The sequence below is a fragment of the Moritella sp. F3 genome, from assembly GCF_015082335.1.
Lineage (GTDB): Bacteria > Pseudomonadota > Gammaproteobacteria > Enterobacterales > Moritellaceae > Moritella.
In genome coordinates this window covers 42750-59134 of the sequence record NZ_BLRL01000002.1, presented here as the reverse complement: position 1 = coordinate 59134, position 16385 = coordinate 42750, and the positions used below count along the sequence as shown (strand labels likewise).

Below are 16385 nucleotides of genomic sequence, written 5' to 3'. Positions count from 1 at the left end.
ATTATCGGCAAGCTAAATAATGTTAATCAATAGCCCTAATAAATCACCTTCACTACGAAAAGCTTAGCTGATTACATTCAGCTAAGCTTAGCTTAACTCAATTACTGGTATCCGCTTTGAGCATCAGGGTAAATGTCATGCCTGTTTGCTGCTGATTATTGTGTGCAAATATCTCGCCCTGCATATCCCGCATGATATTCGCTGTGATAGCTAATCCAAGTCCTAAGCCTTCGCCAATCTTCTTGCTGGTATAAAAAGGTTCGAATAAGTGGGTCAATGCCGCTTCATCGACGCCGGAACCATTATCCATTACATTGATGTGTATTTTGTCTTTAATCATGCGTGCGCTGATGAGCAATGTCGGTTGTGACGTTTGCTGAAGGGCTGCCGCGGCATTACTGATTAAGTTAGAAAACACTTGGTGTAATCGATGTGGCTCGGCTAATACCTGTGGCAATGCGTCCGGAATATCCAGCGTGATGGTTATGTGGGTGAGTTGGGGTTGCTGCAGTATAAATACTTCGCTCAATACATCTGTTATTGACGTAGCAATTAAACGTTCTGGGCGATTAAAGGCGAAAACCTTAAGTTGTGCTGTCATCGATAACATGCGCTGAACCAGCTTATCGATTAAAGCCATGTTGGATCGCAACACTTTAGTATTACCTTGCTCCAAAAATAGCAGGTTGCTGGATAATAAGGTTCTGATACCTGTTAAAGGCTGGTTTAGTTCATGGTTGATTGCGCTAGACATACGCCCAAGCGCGGCCATTTTACTGCTTAATAATAACTCTTCTTGCGCGGCATATAGTTTTGCTGTGGTTTCTTGTACTCGGGTTTCGAGTTGTTCATTTGCTTGTGATAGGGCTCGTTCAGCGCGTTTACGTTTACTGATATCAACAAATGTCATCAATGAACCACGTCGTTGTGACCAGGCCAGTGGTGTAATGGATAATAAAGCTGGAAAGTCATCACCATGATGATTATGGGCAAACACTTCAATGCCAGTGAAGGTTGGCGTGATTAATAGGTCATTTAATTGGCTAACAACAGCGTTATTGTCTTGGTGTTGAGTAAGTAATTGGCTGGCATATAGCTTATGATTATTGTCATTCTTATCAAAAGTGTCATTACTTAATCCGAAGTAGCGCATTGCTGTTGGGTTGATATAGCTGATGCTGCGATCATTATTGAGTAATACTAATCCGACGTTGGTACCTGCAATCATCTGTTTTAATGCGGCGTGAGAATAAAGCTTTTGTTTACGTTCATAGCGATATAACAGCACAGACAGTAACAGTGACATTAATATAGCGGAAATAAATCCTGCTACATCCACTTTCCGATATAAGTCATTTAATGGCGTCAGGTAGTAAATATGCCATCTTAGATCGTCTAACTGCACTTGTTGTACTTGATAGTCACGGTTAGCAATCGTCCAGCTGTAGATATTAGCGTTATTACTGAGCTCATGTGTGATGATGTCAGCCGTGCCTAAGCGGTTAATGTCTGTCGCCGATATCTCAGGGTGGCTAGATAGAAAGAATTTATTTTTGGCATTGCTGATGAGGATGAAATCATTTTCTGCCAACCAGGGATCACTTAATGCGGTTAAGTCTACTTCGATGACGGCAATGCCAATTAATTTACCTTGATGGTTTATCGGCAAGCTTAAGTAATAATTGGCGATACCGTTGGAAATATAACTGGAGGTGAGCACGCCTCTGTCGTTATCTAATTCACCGTATTTATTTCGTAAGTTGGTGGTAATGTTCAGGGCTTTGTTGGTATCCCAGTTGGTATTATGACGGCTTGATACTAACAAGGAACCATCGGGTTTGAGCAGGTACCAGCCTTTGGTATTGGCTGCTTTATCAAATTGAGTGAGCGTTTGCTGGAGCAGCGTTGTCGGAGCCTGTGAATTAGTCAGGACTGTAATGACGCTTTTTTGCTCTGTGATCAGGTAAGGGAGGTACTTGTAACTTGCGAGTACACGCCTTATATCGACAACATAAGTAAGCAGTTGGTTTTCTGCTTGTTCCCGGTTGGAATCCAATAGCCAATCTCGGCATATTTCGCGTACGCTAAAGGTTGTGATGACTACGCTGCAAAGGATGACTGAAACTATGATTTTAAATTTGTTCGACACCGATACACCGCTGAAAATAAGCCAATCATTAGATAGCTAGTTACAAGAGAGCTAAGTTAACAAATTTTGGCTAATAAAACTGACTTTGTAATCACATTACACCTTATTAATCGCTTATTTTTGGATATAAATATGACGTAATTTAGTTGGGATTTAGCAGTTTAAGTATATAGTGGACTCTCTTATCTGAGCTATTGATGATCCTAGTTATTCATTATCAGTGGCCGATGCTGTTGGAGAAATGACAAAGTGAAAATGATTTCCGGTCTTAGCGACATTATTAACGATTTTGATACCTTTATCTTAGATCAATGGGGCGTGCTGCATAATGGCGGTGATGCCTTTCCTAACGCGATTGCGACATTAGAATTTTTAAAACAACACAACAAAAAAGTAGTGATCTTATCGAACAGTGGTAATACCCACAATTTCTCTTATCAGCGTTTAACCGATTCTGGTATTAGTCGTGATCTGTATATTGATGTGCTGACATCTGGTGATCACATGCGCCACAATTTCAAGCAAGGTAAATTTGACCATTTAGGTTCGAATGCCCTGGTGTTTGGCTGGGGGGAGGGGATTAATGGTACTGTACTCGAAGACTGCTGTTTAACAAGCGTGGCGATTGAAGATGCATCATTTATCATGTGTTATGGCGTTGAACGCGGTACGGTTGCTGATTATCAAACTGATCTGGATATTGCGCTTTCTCGAGGTTTAGAAATGGTCGTGAGCAACCCTGATTTAGTCGCGATGAGCCCAACGGGTGAGTTGAAGCTTTGCCCTGGCTCTATTGCCATTGCGTACGCAGCAATGGGTGGTAAGGTACATTGGCATGGTAAACCACAAGCGGAAGTCTATGCAATGTGTCATACCTTGTTAGGCGGTTGGGATAATGCTATTGCTGTTGGTGATAGTTTAGAGCATGACATCCGCGGCGCGAATACAGCAGGTATCGCTGGTTTGTTTTTAACCACGGGTATTCATGCTGACGAACTCAGTGCAAGAATGGCTAGTAAAGACGATGTGATCAGTGCGTCTGTGGTAGCTGATTTAAGCCGTGAGTTTGACGTAATGCCAAGTCATTATATTGATTGGTTTCAAGTCGATTAATTGATGTTTATGGTTTGTGCATTCAAATCCCAGCAGGTAATCTCTTAGTTAATAAGTTGACCATCTCTAAATAGGTAATAGTTAAATAGGTAATAGCTACATGCTAATGACCTTAAGAGAAAAAGGTTAGCAAAATAACTGAGGGGGTACTGATGGAGTTGGATGTAAGACAAACTGTTATTGTGGCGATTTTGGTGCTGTTTATAGGTAAGTACCTGACACGCAAAGTCGCTTTTTTACAAGAGTATAATATCCCCGAACCCGTTTCTGGCGGCCTAATTGCATCTATTGTCTTTGCTATTATTTATGGCGTATTTGATATCGAATTACAATTTTCATTAGCGGTGCGTGATACGTTATTGATTGTGTTCTTCACTATTATTGGCCTGTCCTCACGATTTTCAACGCTGCTTAAAGGCGGCAAACCGCTAATTATCTTACTGGTGATTGCGGTTATTTATTTGTTTTTACAAAACTTCACGGGCTTAACAGTTGCACAGTTTACCCAACAATTACCGGAAGTCGGTATTATTGGTGGTTCAGTTTCGCTTAGTGGTGGGCACGGGACTGCGATTGCGTGGGCGCCGCTGTTTGTTGAGAAATACAATATCAGCAACGCGATGGAAATTGGTATTGCGTGTGCGACCTTTGGCCTGATCCTTGGTGGTGTTATTGGTGGCCCGATTGCTAAATATTTAATCAGCCATTATAAGCTCGAACCGAGTAAAGAACCTGAACTCACCGTCGGTACTCTACATCAGGCTAAGCTGCATCAAAATAAGCAAAAACAGGCGAACACTGCGGCACCGATTGATTATCACCATATGCTTAATTCGATATTGATTATCAGTATTAGTATTGGCTTAGGCCTCGGGCTTAATGTCATTATCGGCAACCTAGGCTTACATTTACCTGAATTTGTCACTTGCTTGTTTGCAGGCATTATCGTGATTAATTTAGGCCCATTAATATTGCCTAAGCTGACGTGGCCTGAGCGCAGCCGTTCGTTAGCTTTAATTTCTGATTTGAGTTTGGGCTTGTTCCTGGCTATGTCATTAATGAGTTTACAGCTGTGGACATTAGGCGGGCTAGGTGGACCAATATTAATTATGCTTGCTGCGCAGGTGCTGATTGTGACTGGCTTTGTTATCTTTGTGGTCTTCCCGCTAATGGGTAAAGACTATGATGCGGCTGTCATGTCTGCTGGGTATGCAGGACTGGCGTTAGGCGCAACGCCGACAGCGATTGCTAATATGACGGCGGTAACCGAGAAGTTTGGCGCTTCTGCAAAAGCGTTTGTCGTTGTACCGCTGGTGGGCGCATTTTTTATTGATATTGCCAATGCGCTAATTATTCAATTCTTATTGGATATCTTTGCATCGTAACTTGGCTATCGTGTTATCAAATTTTACTGTGGTTTTAATATAGCTTGATAACATGATGGCAGGGTTTATAAGTGCTTCTCTGTTTCTGCTATCAGACTTTTTATGCGTCTCGATTTGTCGTCGTCAACATGGGGTGATTCGGCTATTTCTTTAACTTTTTCAATTGCTTCTATTACCTCTTCCTTAGCTTTATCTAGGCTTTCTTTACTTGACTCATTCATAGTGCGTCACATGTTGTTTAGGGTGTTTTATTTAACAATATAAATACAGCCAGCTTCAATAATAATGCACTAAGATAATGTTAATGTTCCTTTTGTCTTCCTTTTTTCTTTAAATAAAAGCGGGCTATCATCACTGATAAGCCCGCTTTTATTATCGTCGGTAAATACTGACTATCTGGTATTAATTAACATGACCCCACGTATTAACTAATTCCGTTAAGCCAGCGCCAATGCTGGTATCCGGAGTGATGTAAACATGTGTCGGCTTGTTAGCTGCACTTGCTTGATTGTTTGCAAGAGGCATTAATATGTCATTAATAAAGGGGGTTAAGTAATGACTATCTGCTGGATTAGAGCCAGGTGCTTTCGGGAAATAAATCATGTTTTCGTTGTGACGGCCAGAGAGTGTCGCGACAGGATCTTTTTCTCGAACCATATTAATAACGTTGTTGTAACGCATTTTATTGGCAAAAGCATGGATGTATTTTTCGATGATACGGGTTGCTGGTGATGAGAACACGCGTGCTAATACACCGGTTCTGACACTGGCATCAATGGCGGTATAAGCACCTAATGAATGACCTGTTAATACCACATTATAACTTGTCGCTGCGCTCGATGTTTGGTAACCACGGGTTAATGAGGCTGCGTTTGCTGGGTATTGCGCGAGAATTTGTTGAGTAAAATTATACGCATCAACTTGCCAGTCTTCATCTGTTTCTGAAAGGTTGGCCAGTACGAGTTCGATGTCTTGCATTACATCTCCGCCGTTACTCGTGCCTTTAAACGCAATAATGATCTCTTGTTCTAAGTTTTTGCTTGGTACCGCGGGTACTTTAATCGCTACACCGTGGACACCACTGTCACCAACATAACGAGCAATAACATCCAGTTCGAGGCTATTTTCGTTTAGCATTAACTGTTGGAAAGTAGGATTATCGGTAAATGAGAACGATGACGCTCCCTGCTCTGTACTGTAGACGTAACTTGATGCAAATGCATAACGCAGCATATTGTTGTACGCTACTGGCAATTCGCTATTGTTGATACCGAGTGCATCAACTTCGGTCATGACGGGATATTCATAACCTACCGAGCTGTCGGCCGCAAAATAAGTGACATTACTGGTGAACTCGTTTGAGTATTTATTCACTAGGGTGTTTTTACACATACTGGCTAACGTGCTGTGTACTTTATCGGATGTGACGGGCTGTGAATCAATCGCTTTTACGATGAAATAATTTTCAGTGTCAGCATTGTAACCGTTGTCCTTCCAATAACCGTCAAGTTTGAGATATTGATTGTTAGGGTTAACTGCCCATGATTTTTTGATCAAATCAGAGCGTGCGGCGAAACTGTCTTTGACGCCATAACATTGTAAGTAAGTACTATCGAGGGCAAAGCTGTTAAAACTCAGGGTTGATATTAATAACGTCAAAAAAGTGCGCATTTAAAACTCCATGTAATAGCTACTGTAACTAAATCAGACCTAGCGTAATTGCAGTGCGGTTATTACTAACTGCGATTGTTTATTACGCATCACAAATGTTAATTAGTTGTGAACGGAGGGGAGGTTATCGCATCTTTTTAATTAATTGTTCAATCAAGATCGCATTTTTACTTAATGAATAGGTTATTCGCAACAGGCTGTCCTATTTTGTCGTTGTTTTGTGATCAACAGGAACAATTAAGCGTACAACTGTATTTTAAAAGCATATAGGTAGTGAAACTTGGCGCTCTAGTGATTTAAGTTAGGCTATTATGCTGTGGTGCCGAGTCGCTAGTATCATGAGTAATATCCCATTCAGACAGCGGTTTAGGGCGTGCATAATAAAAACCTTGTGCGTAACGACAGCCTAGGCTTTTAAGGTGGTTGGCTTGTTCAATTGTCTCGACACCTTCTGCGACAATGTCGGAATTGAATGTTTCTGTCATGGTGATAATGGCGGCGATAATCGCTGCGTGGTTATCACTCTCGAGCATTTTGCTGACAAAAGAACGGTCTATCTTTAATGAATCAAACTGCAGTTGTGTCAGATAAGCCAGTGATGAATAACCTGTACCAAAATCATCAATAGCAATATGTATGCCTAAATCACGTAGTTCTCCGAGTAATTTATTGGTTAATAATGGCTGATTGACTAAGCGTGATTCGGTTATTTCTAGGGTCAGGTTCGCCGCTGGTAATTGGGTTATCGCCAGAATTTCTTTCACTCTTAATACATAATTTGGGTGCAGTAATTCGCGTACCGACATATTTACATGTAATGCAAAATTGCTTGGCCAATGACCGCTGTCTATTTGTTGTTTCGTTTCACTGCAAGCTTGCAATAAGATGAGTTTACCAATATCCACAATCATGCCAGTGTCTTCGGCGATGGGAATAAAATCCAGTGGTGATACTAGCCCTCGAACAGGGCTGTGCCAACGTACTAAGGCCTCGGCCCCTGCGATGCTATCATTGGTTAAATCAATAACCGGCTGGTAATACACGGTAAATTCATGATTGCTGATAGCACGTTGTAAGTCGGCTATTAAACGGGTTTTTTCTTGTGATGCTACGATCATATAATCTTGATAATGACAGCATTTTACTTGTTCTTGCTTCACGGCATAGGTCAGTGCAAGACTGGAATTTTGTAACCATGCATCCATCTCAATATTATCGAATTGACCACTCATAATGCCTGCGTCAGCACCCACTAATACTTCGGTACCGTTTATGGTAAAAGGGCGTTTAAAGTCGGTTAATAATTTTTCAGCGACTTGATGGCTGTGAGAAAGATCTATAAAGCCCGGATAGAATACTGCAAAGGTATCTTTATCAATGCGGCTGATCGTTACGTTGTCTGCCGCACTTTGTTGTAAGCGACAGGCTATAGCAACTAATAGCTGCTCACTTTTCTGTTGTCCTAAACTATTGCTAATGTGGCGGAACGAGCGTAGTCCAAGTAAGACCAAGATCCCTTGTTTTTGTGAGCTCGGATTATGCAGTTTTTCCACAAACCCATCACGACTTAATAATCCGGTCAGGGTGTCAGATAATAGCTGTTTACGTAATGTGGTAAACGAGTGTTCTAACCGCGACGACATCGACTTAAATGCAGAAATAAGCTGGGTTGTTTCATGCAGTTTGATACTTTCATTGATTGTGACATCCCAGTTGTTATGGTCTAAGTGCTGTGATACCTCAGCAATGTCCATAATCGGTTGAGTGATAGTCCGCAGTAAGAATAGCCCCATCAACAAACCACAAAAAGCGAGGACAAGTGCCGCTGCTAGACCTAAACGTTGCTGGCTTGGTAGCCCACCGAGTAATACGTCTTCTGGTAAGGTAACGACAATAAACCATTGTAGATTATTGTAGTGATAGGTGCTGACACGACTGAAATAACGTACACGCTTATGGTTGAATTCAAATGTTGCGGAACGCTTATCAACTTGTAAATTTTGCTCAATAATTTGCGCCGCGTTAAGCGCAATCAATTTGCTCTCGCTATTGGTCGCTAATATATGCTGATTGTCTGGGTCGATTAAAGGGGCTTGCAAAGAGTTAGCAATTAAAGCGCCATCGGTATTGGTGATATAGGTCAAACCACCGAACTCACTGCTGTCGGGTTTAATAAATTTAGACAATTGTAGTAAATCGATATCGGTGGCGACCACACCTAATAATGTACTGTCACGTATGACTGGCGCTGCACTGGAAATCGTGAAGGTTTTTTCGGCGTCAACGTTACTGTATATCTTTGCCCAACCCGCCGTTCTATTTTCAGCAAAAGGTGCATACCAGGGGCGGAGTATTGGGTTGTAATTTTTAATACTGTCAACAACTGCAGTATCAAGTGTCAATCCTTGATAAAAGTCGAGGTTATTATTGGTGCGTTTGTCTTGTAGGATCAAACTAAGCGTTTTGTCGGCATGACGGCGAAAGCTGACATAATCTTGCTGTTCGCTGGCAAATGCGATATTACTGATTTGTTGTTGCGAGCTATAAATATCAGTCATGGCGGCATGCAGATAGTTTTCAATTTTACTTAAGTCTGCAGCTTGATCGAGTTGATTACGCTGAATGCTATCGGCAATCGTTAGCGTGGTATTAAAAGGCTGTGCTAAAAACCGATCGAGGTTGTTACTGACGTTTTCTGAATAGGAACTGAGTAATTTGGTGCTGATCTCAGTGAGCATTCGTTCATAATTACTATTTTGAACAAAAGTAAGTACGGCCACAGTAAGTAAAAGCAGTAAGGTGAAAGGGAGCATCACCGCTTTACGAAGAGTTTGAGGTTTTGAAATTGTCATTACTGCGATCTTAGATCATTTATAGGGCTGAATACACAACACCATGTTTACTTATATTTGCTGTTTATGCAAAACTTCAAATTTATAATGAGAGTTGAGTCACAGAAAATGGATGCTCACAGCAATGAAACATTGAAGTCTACCCAAAAGAGGTGAATAACGTTTATTGTGGTATTAATAACTTTATGTATTTGTATTGTCGATATTTTATTTTGGTTTTATTTGCTTTAGTAGCGTCTTATTTTTGTGTCCATTGATACCACCCTATATAAATTGGCGGTATCAATGTCGAGTGAGAAGGGGGAAGCATCAATAACGATTTCTTAAGCTTGGTATATCGGTATTGTATTGCACAAATTCAACTTCGTAGCCATTTGGGTCAACAAAGTAAATATTTTCGCGGTAATCATCTTCCATACCGTCTTTGGCAATCGCGAAGCCTGCGTCGTTTAAGCGCTTGATGGTGCCTTTAATATCATCGGTGACAAATGCAAAGTGGGCAAGACCGACTTGATGCCCAGCTAAATCGCGATTTTCACCAACGCCATTGTCGCCAAATGCCAAGTATTGATAATCATCACCAAAATGGATCCAATTTCTTGGTTTTCCTGACCACAAGCCTTTATCGCCACCACGAATTTCCCAGTGTGGAAATGCGGCACGATAAAAAGTGAGTGTTTCTTCGATGTCTCGTACGATTAAATTAATATGCTCTAAATGTATCATAATGATGTCCTTCTATTATGTATTTAAATTAAATGTTTACATGCCGTAACTGTACTGTTCTTGTTGAGAGTAAGGTTGTCGTTGCTGCAGCTGACGAACTTGCCCCAATGCTTGGCTGTACTGATGCAGCGTATGTAAGCTGTAGCCAATTCGATCGCGAATGCTTTTATCTCGATTGTAAACGCCTTGATCTAGTTCGTTGGTCGCCGTCTTATCCACAACAGTATTTAATACATCACCAACATTACGAATGATTAAGTGATCAGGTATTGCTACTAACTTATTATTTTTACAACCATTCATTCTTAATTCTGCGATTGGGTTGGCACCACTAACACCGCCGACGACAGACACTAAGAGTGCGGGTTTATGTGCTGTTTCATCAGGTGCACACATCATCAAAAAGTTCTTTAATATTGGTGTCGCCATACCTTGCCACTCAGGGGTAATAAGCACGAACGCATCTGCTTTAACCAACGCTTCACTAATGAGGGGCCAATCGCAACTAGGTGCTGATTTACTTTTGTCATCGCCATCCCAAAAGGGTAGTTGGTATTTACACAGTTCGATATGTTGCACTGCTTTATATTGGTTTGCTGCGCTGGCGATATACGCTGCTACTTTAGCGCTTTCTGAATATTGTCTTTGACTGCCACTGACGATAACTAATTTCATCTTTAGTAAACCTTTTTGTTTATTAATGTTTAATAAAGTAATCTCTTTACTTAAGTTTGTAAAGCCTTAAACAAAAATAAAGTAAATAAAAAAGTTTACTTAATATTTGTATCGGTAATAATACAGTGATAAAGCTGCTTGAAAGCACTGTTGTCGTTGTTGCTAATGATTGTTCATCGTCATTGGATTGTAATAGTTGGAGTGAAGATGAAAGAAAAAACCAGTGAGAAAATTCTTAGCCTGTTAAAAGTCGAAGGCGCGCTAACAGCTAAAGCATTAGCCAGTGAGTTAGGGTTAACGACGATGGGCGTACGTCAACATTTACAAGCCTTAGCTGATGATGGTGATATTAGTTTTGAAGATAAAAAAGCGGTGCGCGGGCGACCAACGCGTTATTGGTCATTAACGGCGCAGAGTAATAGCCACTTTTCAGATCGCCATGAAGAGTTGACCGTACAGCTTATTGATTCAGTGCAAGTCATATTTGGCGATACAGGGCTCGAACAACTTATTGCGCACCGAGAACAGGCATCGTTTGAACTGTATAGCGACAGACTAGCTGGTCATCCTGATTTATTGGGTAAGCTTAACGCCTTGGCTGAATTACGCAGTGAAGAAGGTTATATGGCGACAGTCATGATGGGAGACGAGAGCGGTATTATTAAAGATGATATCGAGGTTTCTGACGACAATGCTGGCATTGTTAACAGCGGTACTATTTATTGGCTGATGGAAAACCATTGTCCTATTTGTGCTGCAGCGTCGAAGTGCCTTAACTTTTGCCGCTCTGAATTGAATTTATTTCAAAGTCTGTTAGCGGGTATTGCGACTGTTGAACGCGAAGAACATATTGTCGAAGGGGCAAGGCGTTGTGCGTACAAAGTGACAGAATTGAAGATTGAAAGCTAAGATTAAAAGTTAAATAAGCAGGCTACAGCAGTAATAAAAAAGCCCATGTTAAGGTCATTAATATGGGCTTTTTTCATCGACAGTTAACAGATTAGATGCTTTTCGCTTCTGCGTCTGTTAGGTAACGCCATTCACCTAATTCCAGTGTAGGGTCTAATACGATGTCACCGATTTGCTCGCGGTGTAAGCCAATTACGCTGTTGCCTTGGCTGGCAAACATACGCTTAACCTGGTGGTATTTACCTTCTTGGATAGTAAGCAATACTTCTTTTTCGCTTAAAATCTCAAGTTTTGCAGGTAGACAAGGCTTGTCTTCACTACGTAGTTGAATACCCGCTTCAAAATCAGCTACAGCTGTTGGCGCAATCGCCTCTGCAAGTTGTACTCGGTAGCGTTTGTTACATGCACGCTTAGGTGATGTAACACGGTGTGACCATTTACCGTCATCTGAGATTAATACTAAACCTGTAGTATCAACATCAAGGCGACCTGCAATGTGTAATTCTTCACGCTTGTCTGCTTCGATTAGATTCATCACTGATGGGTGTTCTTCATCTACTGTTGAGCAAATTACATCTAATGGTTTATGCATCATGATATAACGCGGTGGGCGTTGGCTTAATGATTTACCACTAAACCAAACATCCATGTCAGCTGTTACTTTATGGTCTGCTTTACGTACAACTTCGCCATCAACTTTTACGTTACTGCGTGCAATCTCACGCTTGGCAAGAGTTCGGGTCAGGTTAGTACTTTGGCAAATAAACTTATCTAAACGCATTTATGTTCAACTTTTGTCTGGTGTTATAGGAATATATCCAAACTGAGCTAGTATTTAGTTCGGTTTGGATAGATGGGCTGATTATCGGCCTTTTTCGCTGTAAGCGCAAAGTATAGTGAACAATATCTCAGAATTCGGAGAATAAGCGCTAAATGATTTGCTTAAAGTTGGCTTATTTTACCTTTTCGATTACAAACTGCGATATAGGCTACTGGCAATCAACCACATGATACAACCGACGGTGATGTCGATAACACGCTGTACCTTTGGCTGGTTTAACCAAACTGAAAACTTTGCTGCACTAAAAGCTAAACCATAAAACCATAAAATGGAGGCTAAGATCGTGCCCCCCGCAAAAGCCAAGCGACTATCACCGCTGAACTGATTACCGACACTGCCTAACACCACCACGGTATCTAAATACACATGGGGGTTGAGCAAGGTGACGGCGAGGGTGGCCATGATCACCATTTTACGGGACTTATGCCCGCCATCTAAGGTTGTTTTACCATATTGATAGCGCCATGCACTGCGAAATGAGATTGCGCCATAACTGGTTAAAAATACAATGCCACCCCAGGTGATAATGTGTAATAAGTCGGGATTTAATGCCAATAAACTGCCTGCACCAAACACACCAGCACTAATTAACAAAGCGTCGCAGATAATACAAATAGTCGCGGTTAAAAAATGGTGATTACGCTTTATGCCCTGATTTAAGATATAGGCGTTCTGCGCGCCGATAGGAATGATCATGCTACCGCCAAGCAGTAGTCCTTGAATTGTTGCTGTTATCATAACGAACCTCTAGAAATTAGGCTGTCGAGATTACAAAATATTTATTGATAAGTATAATTAATAATTATTATGATTGATAAAATTAACTTATGCAGCAAGGCTGCAGCAAAGCAGTAACAGAGAGGATGCGTTGTGGATTACAAATTATTACATGCCTTACAAGTGGTTATTGAGCAGCAAAGTTTTGAACGTGCGGCGAATGTACTGTGTATATCACAACCCGCTGTATCGCAGCGTATCAAGTTGCTGGAAGAGTTTGTTGCGCAACCCGTGTTGATCCGTAGTCAACCGATAGTAGCGACAGGCATTGGTCAACGTTTGCTAAAACATTACAAGCAGGTACAACATTTAGAAGCTGAGTTATTACCAAGTATTAGTGCCACTTCGACTGATAAATCGGTAGTGATGGCGATCGCGCTGAATGCGGATAGCTTAGCGACGTGGTTTATTCCGGCGTTAGCGCCTTTATTGAAGCAATATCCGATAGAGTTGAATCTGCATATTATGGATGAAGCGAGAACCCTAGAGAAAGTGAAAGCGGGTGAGGCCTTTGGTGCGCTGAGTTTACAACATAAACCGCTACCAGGTTGTGAAGCGACGCTATTGGGTGAGTTGAATTATGCATTAGTGGCGACACCTGAATTTGTACAACAATATTTGCCTTTGGGGATCACCCCGCAAGCATTATTGAAAGCGCCAGCGGTCTCGTTTGATCATAAAGATGATATGCATATCAAATTTATTCTGCAGCATTTTAATTTGGCTGGAGGTAGTTACCCTTGTCATATCGTACGCTCGTCAGAGGCGTTTGTCGCAATGGCGAATGCTGGTGTTGCCTATTGCTTGATCCCTGAGTTGCAAATTAAAGCTGAGCTGGCATCAGGTAAACTGGTTAAATTAACCGAGACACAACTGACGATACCGCTTTACTGGCATCGCTGGATCTTGCTCAAAGGCTTATACAAGCAAGTGTCAGAACAGATTATTAGCGCCGCTAAATTGGCAATATCTTAATCGCAAGCGCGGTTAGCCGTAATCAAGGCCAGTAAATACATCAGAAATATGACCTGAAATTATAGTAATCAGGTCTACTAAGGCGTCTAGAATCTGCCGGCTATCTTGCCCCGTGCTGTAACTATATAAAAACATGATGCCTAGAAAGATGAAAAAAGGTGAGATGATTCTTAAGAATAATGAAAACATAGTCCAACTCCTGAAAGCAAAGCTGTTGCAGTTCAATACTTCAAATTATCTAATATGACAGTATAATTGATATTGCCAAATCCGCCTGTTTAGACATTAAAATAGGCAGAACAAAATAGCTATAAATTATAATTTTTTGCTATTTCCCCTACGTATTTTAATGAGTTAGCCTAAGTGGAATTAAAATACAATATGTTATAGTCGTTCAAGTATGTACTGATAGGATATTGGTTGCTGAAACAGCCGAATGACAAGGATGAAGGGATATCATAATGGATAAATTCGAGAATGGATGTATAGTTGAAGATGGTTTAGTTGTTAAAGGTTTAGTTGTTGAAAACTTAGCTGAAGAGAAGTTAACGGTAGCAAGCAATAAGCAACGACAAACGGAAATAACGATTGATGAGCTTACTGCGCAAATTAAGCGTATGACCGACTATGTTCAACAACACAGCCAGTCAAATTCAGCCGCGGTACACAATACGTTAAAAGCAACAATGCGTTACCGCGATAGCTTAGTGGCAAGTCTACACCGCCAAGCTGGAATGACTAAACCGAGTGTTTAACTGACACTGTTACTCGGCCTGTTACTAACAACCTGGGCCACAATCCATGCAATGTTTAATCATGTCTGGACCTAGGTGTAATTTCGCGTTGAGGTCACGTAATGCTGTTCTCACACCTTCTTCGATTACTGGGTGGTAGAATGGCATGTCTAACATTTCCGATACGGTCATTTTTTGCTGATGTGCCCATGCTAATAAATGTGCTAAATGTTCTGCATCTGGACCAATCATTTCTGCGCCTAAGAACAAGCCTGTACCGTGTTCTGCATATACATGTAATAAACCTTTATTGCGTAGCATTACACGTGAGCGGCCTTGATTTTCGAACGATACACTGCCTGTTTCAAAACAACCACAGTTGCCTAAACGGGTAATAATTTGTTTGTATGTCTCACCGACCATGGCAATTTGTGGGTCGGTAAATACTGCCGAGATAACGCTACGGCGTAGACCTGCTCGAATTTGTGGAAAACGTCCCGCATTATCACCAGCAATACGTGCTTGGTCAGCCGCTTCGTGTAACAGTGGAATTTGATTGCTGGCATCACCAGAAATAAAGATACTTTCTACCGATGTTTGCATCGTGTAATAATCCGCTGTTGGTACGCCACGCTCATCTAATTCAAGGGTAGTATTTTGCAGGCCAATTTTATCGACATTTGGACGACGACCTGTCGCAGCAAGAACATATTCAACATTGACTGTTTGTAGTGCTTGGTTATCATCTAAGTATTTAATTTCAACGTGATCGCCTTGGCGCGTCATACTTTCGACTTTCACATCGGCATCAAGATAGAACTCTTCATTAAACGCTTTATTTGCATAAGCCATGACCTCTGGATCTGTGAGTGGACCAACTTGACCACCCAAACCAAACATGATGACGTCCACTCCTAGGCGTTTTAATGATTGTCCTAATTCTAAGCCGATCACACCAGGACCAAATACGGCGATTGATTTTGGTAAATCATCCCATTCAAAGACATCATCATTGATAACTAAGCGGTCGCCTAATTCGTTCCATACCGCCGGATAAGCAGGGCGCGAACCCGTCGCAATGACAATACGTTTCGCATTAATTTGAGTGTGGTCACCGACCAGTAAAGTATTGTTGTTTAAAAATGTAGCGTAACCAGCTATTTTATCTTGTGCAGGGATCTCATCGACACCTTCCACAACAAAGCCGACAAAGCGGTCGCGCTCACTTTTAACACGCGCCATGACTTCGACACCGTTAATAAAGGTTTCGCCTTGCGGATGGATACCGAAGCCCGGCGCTTTTGCAATGTGATGTACACTTTCTGCTGCGGCAATAAGCAGTTTTGATGGCATGCAACCAACACGAGCACAAGTTGTACCATAGGGACCACCTTCGATAATCACAACACTTTCTGAGTGTGCTTTTGCAGCTCGGTATGCGCCAAGTCCAGCTGTACCACCACCAATTACTGCTACTTCTACATTTATCATATTCATAATTCAGCCTTAGAAAGTGTATGACGAAAACGGTTGTCGTTTGTCGTATTGCTTTATATTGTCAATTTAGGTACGAAGCGT

Annotated in this window: 13 protein-coding genes; 5 read left to right on the top strand and 8 right to left on the bottom strand. The window is 41.4% G+C overall.

The window, feature by feature from the left end; translation table 11 throughout:
- Positions 1 to 97 precede the first annotated feature (97 nt).
- Entirely contained in the window at positions 98 to 2149 is a 2052-nt protein-coding gene (locus tag JFU56_RS03420) for an ATP-binding protein (RefSeq protein WP_198435896.1), read from the bottom strand.
- A 255-nt stretch (positions 2150 to 2404) separates the two neighbouring features.
- On the opposite strand from JFU56_RS03420, the gene JFU56_RS03415 reads away from it, so the two are divergent.
- Positions 2405 to 3262 carry a TIGR01459 family HAD-type hydrolase gene (locus JFU56_RS03415; RefSeq protein WP_198436398.1) on the top strand — a complete coding sequence of 286 codons (858 nt, stop codon included), beginning with the start codon at positions 2405 to 2407 and terminating at the stop codon, positions 3260 to 3262.
- Positions 3263 to 3414: 152 nt separating this feature from the next.
- The gene (gltS, locus tag JFU56_RS03410; protein WP_198435895.1) at positions 3415 to 4647 is read left to right on the top strand and encodes a sodium/glutamate symporter; all 1233 of its coding nucleotides are present in this window, start codon (positions 3415 to 3417) and stop codon (positions 4645 to 4647) included.
- 402 nt (positions 4648 to 5049) lie between these two features.
- On the opposite strand, the gene JFU56_RS03405 is transcribed toward gltS, so the two are convergent.
- The 4 genes from JFU56_RS03405 to JFU56_RS03390 all read right to left on the bottom strand — a co-directional run bounded on the left by JFU56_RS03405 (position 5050) and on the right by JFU56_RS03390 (position 10571).
- Entirely contained in the window at positions 5050 to 6318 is a 1269-nt protein-coding gene (locus JFU56_RS03405; RefSeq protein ID WP_198435894.1) for a hypothetical protein, read from the bottom strand.
- Positions 6319 to 6614: 296 nt separating this feature from the next.
- Positions 6615 to 9170: an EAL domain-containing protein gene (locus JFU56_RS03400; protein ID WP_198435893.1), complete on the bottom strand. Its 2556-nt coding sequence runs from the start codon at positions 9168 to 9170 to the stop codon at positions 6615 to 6617.
- A 309-nt stretch (positions 9171 to 9479) separates the two neighbouring features.
- On the bottom strand, positions 9480 to 9896 hold the full coding sequence (locus tag JFU56_RS03395) for a VOC family protein (protein WP_198435892.1): 417 nt from the start codon (positions 9894 to 9896) through the stop codon (positions 9480 to 9482).
- Between the two features lie 36 nt (positions 9897 to 9932).
- Positions 9933 to 10571 carry an NADPH-dependent FMN reductase gene (locus JFU56_RS03390; RefSeq protein ID WP_198435891.1) on the bottom strand — a complete coding sequence of 213 codons (639 nt, stop codon included), beginning with the start codon at positions 10569 to 10571 and terminating at the stop codon, positions 9933 to 9935.
- A 207-nt stretch (positions 10572 to 10778) separates the two neighbouring features.
- Between JFU56_RS03390 and JFU56_RS03385 the strand changes: the two genes are divergently transcribed.
- On the top strand, positions 10779 to 11480 hold the full coding sequence (locus tag JFU56_RS03385) for a metalloregulator ArsR/SmtB family transcription factor (RefSeq protein ID WP_198435890.1): 702 nt from the start codon (positions 10779 to 10781) through the stop codon (positions 11478 to 11480).
- 91 nt (positions 11481 to 11571) lie between these two features.
- Here JFU56_RS03385 and rsuA read toward each other — a convergent pair whose 3' ends face one another.
- Both rsuA and JFU56_RS03375 read right to left on the bottom strand, forming a co-directional pair.
- The gene (gene rsuA / locus JFU56_RS03380; RefSeq protein ID WP_198435889.1) at positions 11572 to 12261 is read right to left on the bottom strand and encodes a 16S rRNA pseudouridine(516) synthase RsuA; all 690 of its coding nucleotides are present in this window, start codon (positions 12259 to 12261) and stop codon (positions 11572 to 11574) included.
- Between the two features lie 189 nt (positions 12262 to 12450).
- Entirely contained in the window at positions 12451 to 13059 is a 609-nt protein-coding gene (locus JFU56_RS03375; protein WP_198435888.1) for a LysE/ArgO family amino acid transporter, read from the bottom strand.
- A 132-nt stretch (positions 13060 to 13191) separates the two neighbouring features.
- Between JFU56_RS03375 and JFU56_RS03370 the strand changes: the two genes are divergently transcribed.
- Entirely contained in the window at positions 13192 to 14073 is an 882-nt protein-coding gene (locus JFU56_RS03370) for a LysR family transcriptional regulator ArgP (protein ID WP_198435887.1), read from the top strand.
- Between the two features lie 461 nt (positions 14074 to 14534).
- Positions 14535 to 14828 carry a hypothetical protein gene (locus tag JFU56_RS03365; RefSeq protein ID WP_242065831.1) on the top strand — a complete coding sequence of 98 codons (294 nt, stop codon included), beginning with the start codon at positions 14535 to 14537 and terminating at the stop codon, positions 14826 to 14828.
- A 24-nt stretch (positions 14829 to 14852) separates the two neighbouring features.
- On the opposite strand, the gene JFU56_RS03360 is transcribed toward JFU56_RS03365, so the two are convergent.
- Entirely contained in the window at positions 14853 to 16304 is a 1452-nt protein-coding gene (locus JFU56_RS03360; protein ID WP_198435886.1) for a dihydrolipoyl dehydrogenase, read from the bottom strand.
- Between the last annotated feature and the right edge of the window lie 81 nt (positions 16305 to 16385).

Bases quoted from the DNA above. Each gene is read 5' to 3' on its own strand.
- JFU56_RS03415 (WP_198436398.1), top strand. From the start codon at position 2,405: ATGATTTCCGGTCTTAGCGACATTATTAACGATTTTGATACCTTTATC.
- gltS (WP_198435895.1), top strand. From the start codon at position 3,415: ATGGAGTTGGATGTAAGACAAACTGTTATTGTGGCGATTTTGGTGCTG.
- JFU56_RS03405 (WP_198435894.1), bottom strand. From the start codon at position 6,318: ATGCGCACTTTTTTGACGTTATTAATATCAACCCTGAGTTTTAACAGC.
- JFU56_RS03400 (WP_198435893.1), bottom strand. From the start codon at position 9,170: ATGACAATTTCAAAACCTCAAACTCTTCGTAAAGCGGTGATGCTCCCT.
- JFU56_RS03395 (WP_198435892.1), bottom strand. From the start codon at position 9,896: ATGATACATTTAGAGCATATTAATTTAATCGTACGAGACATCGAAGAA.
- JFU56_RS03390 (WP_198435891.1), bottom strand. From the start codon at position 10,571: ATGAAATTAGTTATCGTCAGTGGCAGTCAAAGACAATATTCAGAAAGC.
- JFU56_RS03385 (WP_198435890.1), top strand. From the start codon at position 10,779: ATGAAAGAAAAAACCAGTGAGAAAATTCTTAGCCTGTTAAAAGTCGAA.
- rsuA (WP_198435889.1), bottom strand. From the start codon at position 12,261: ATGCGTTTAGATAAGTTTATTTGCCAAAGTACTAACCTGACCCGAACT.
- JFU56_RS03375 (WP_198435888.1), bottom strand. From the start codon at position 13,059: ATGATAACAGCAACAATTCAAGGACTACTGCTTGGCGGTAGCATGATC.
- JFU56_RS03365 (WP_242065831.1), top strand. From the start codon at position 14,535: ATGGATAAATTCGAGAATGGATGTATAGTTGAAGATGGTTTAGTTGTT.
- JFU56_RS03360 (WP_198435886.1), bottom strand. From the start codon at position 16,304: ATGAATATGATAAATGTAGAAGTAGCAGTAATTGGTGGTGGTACAGCT.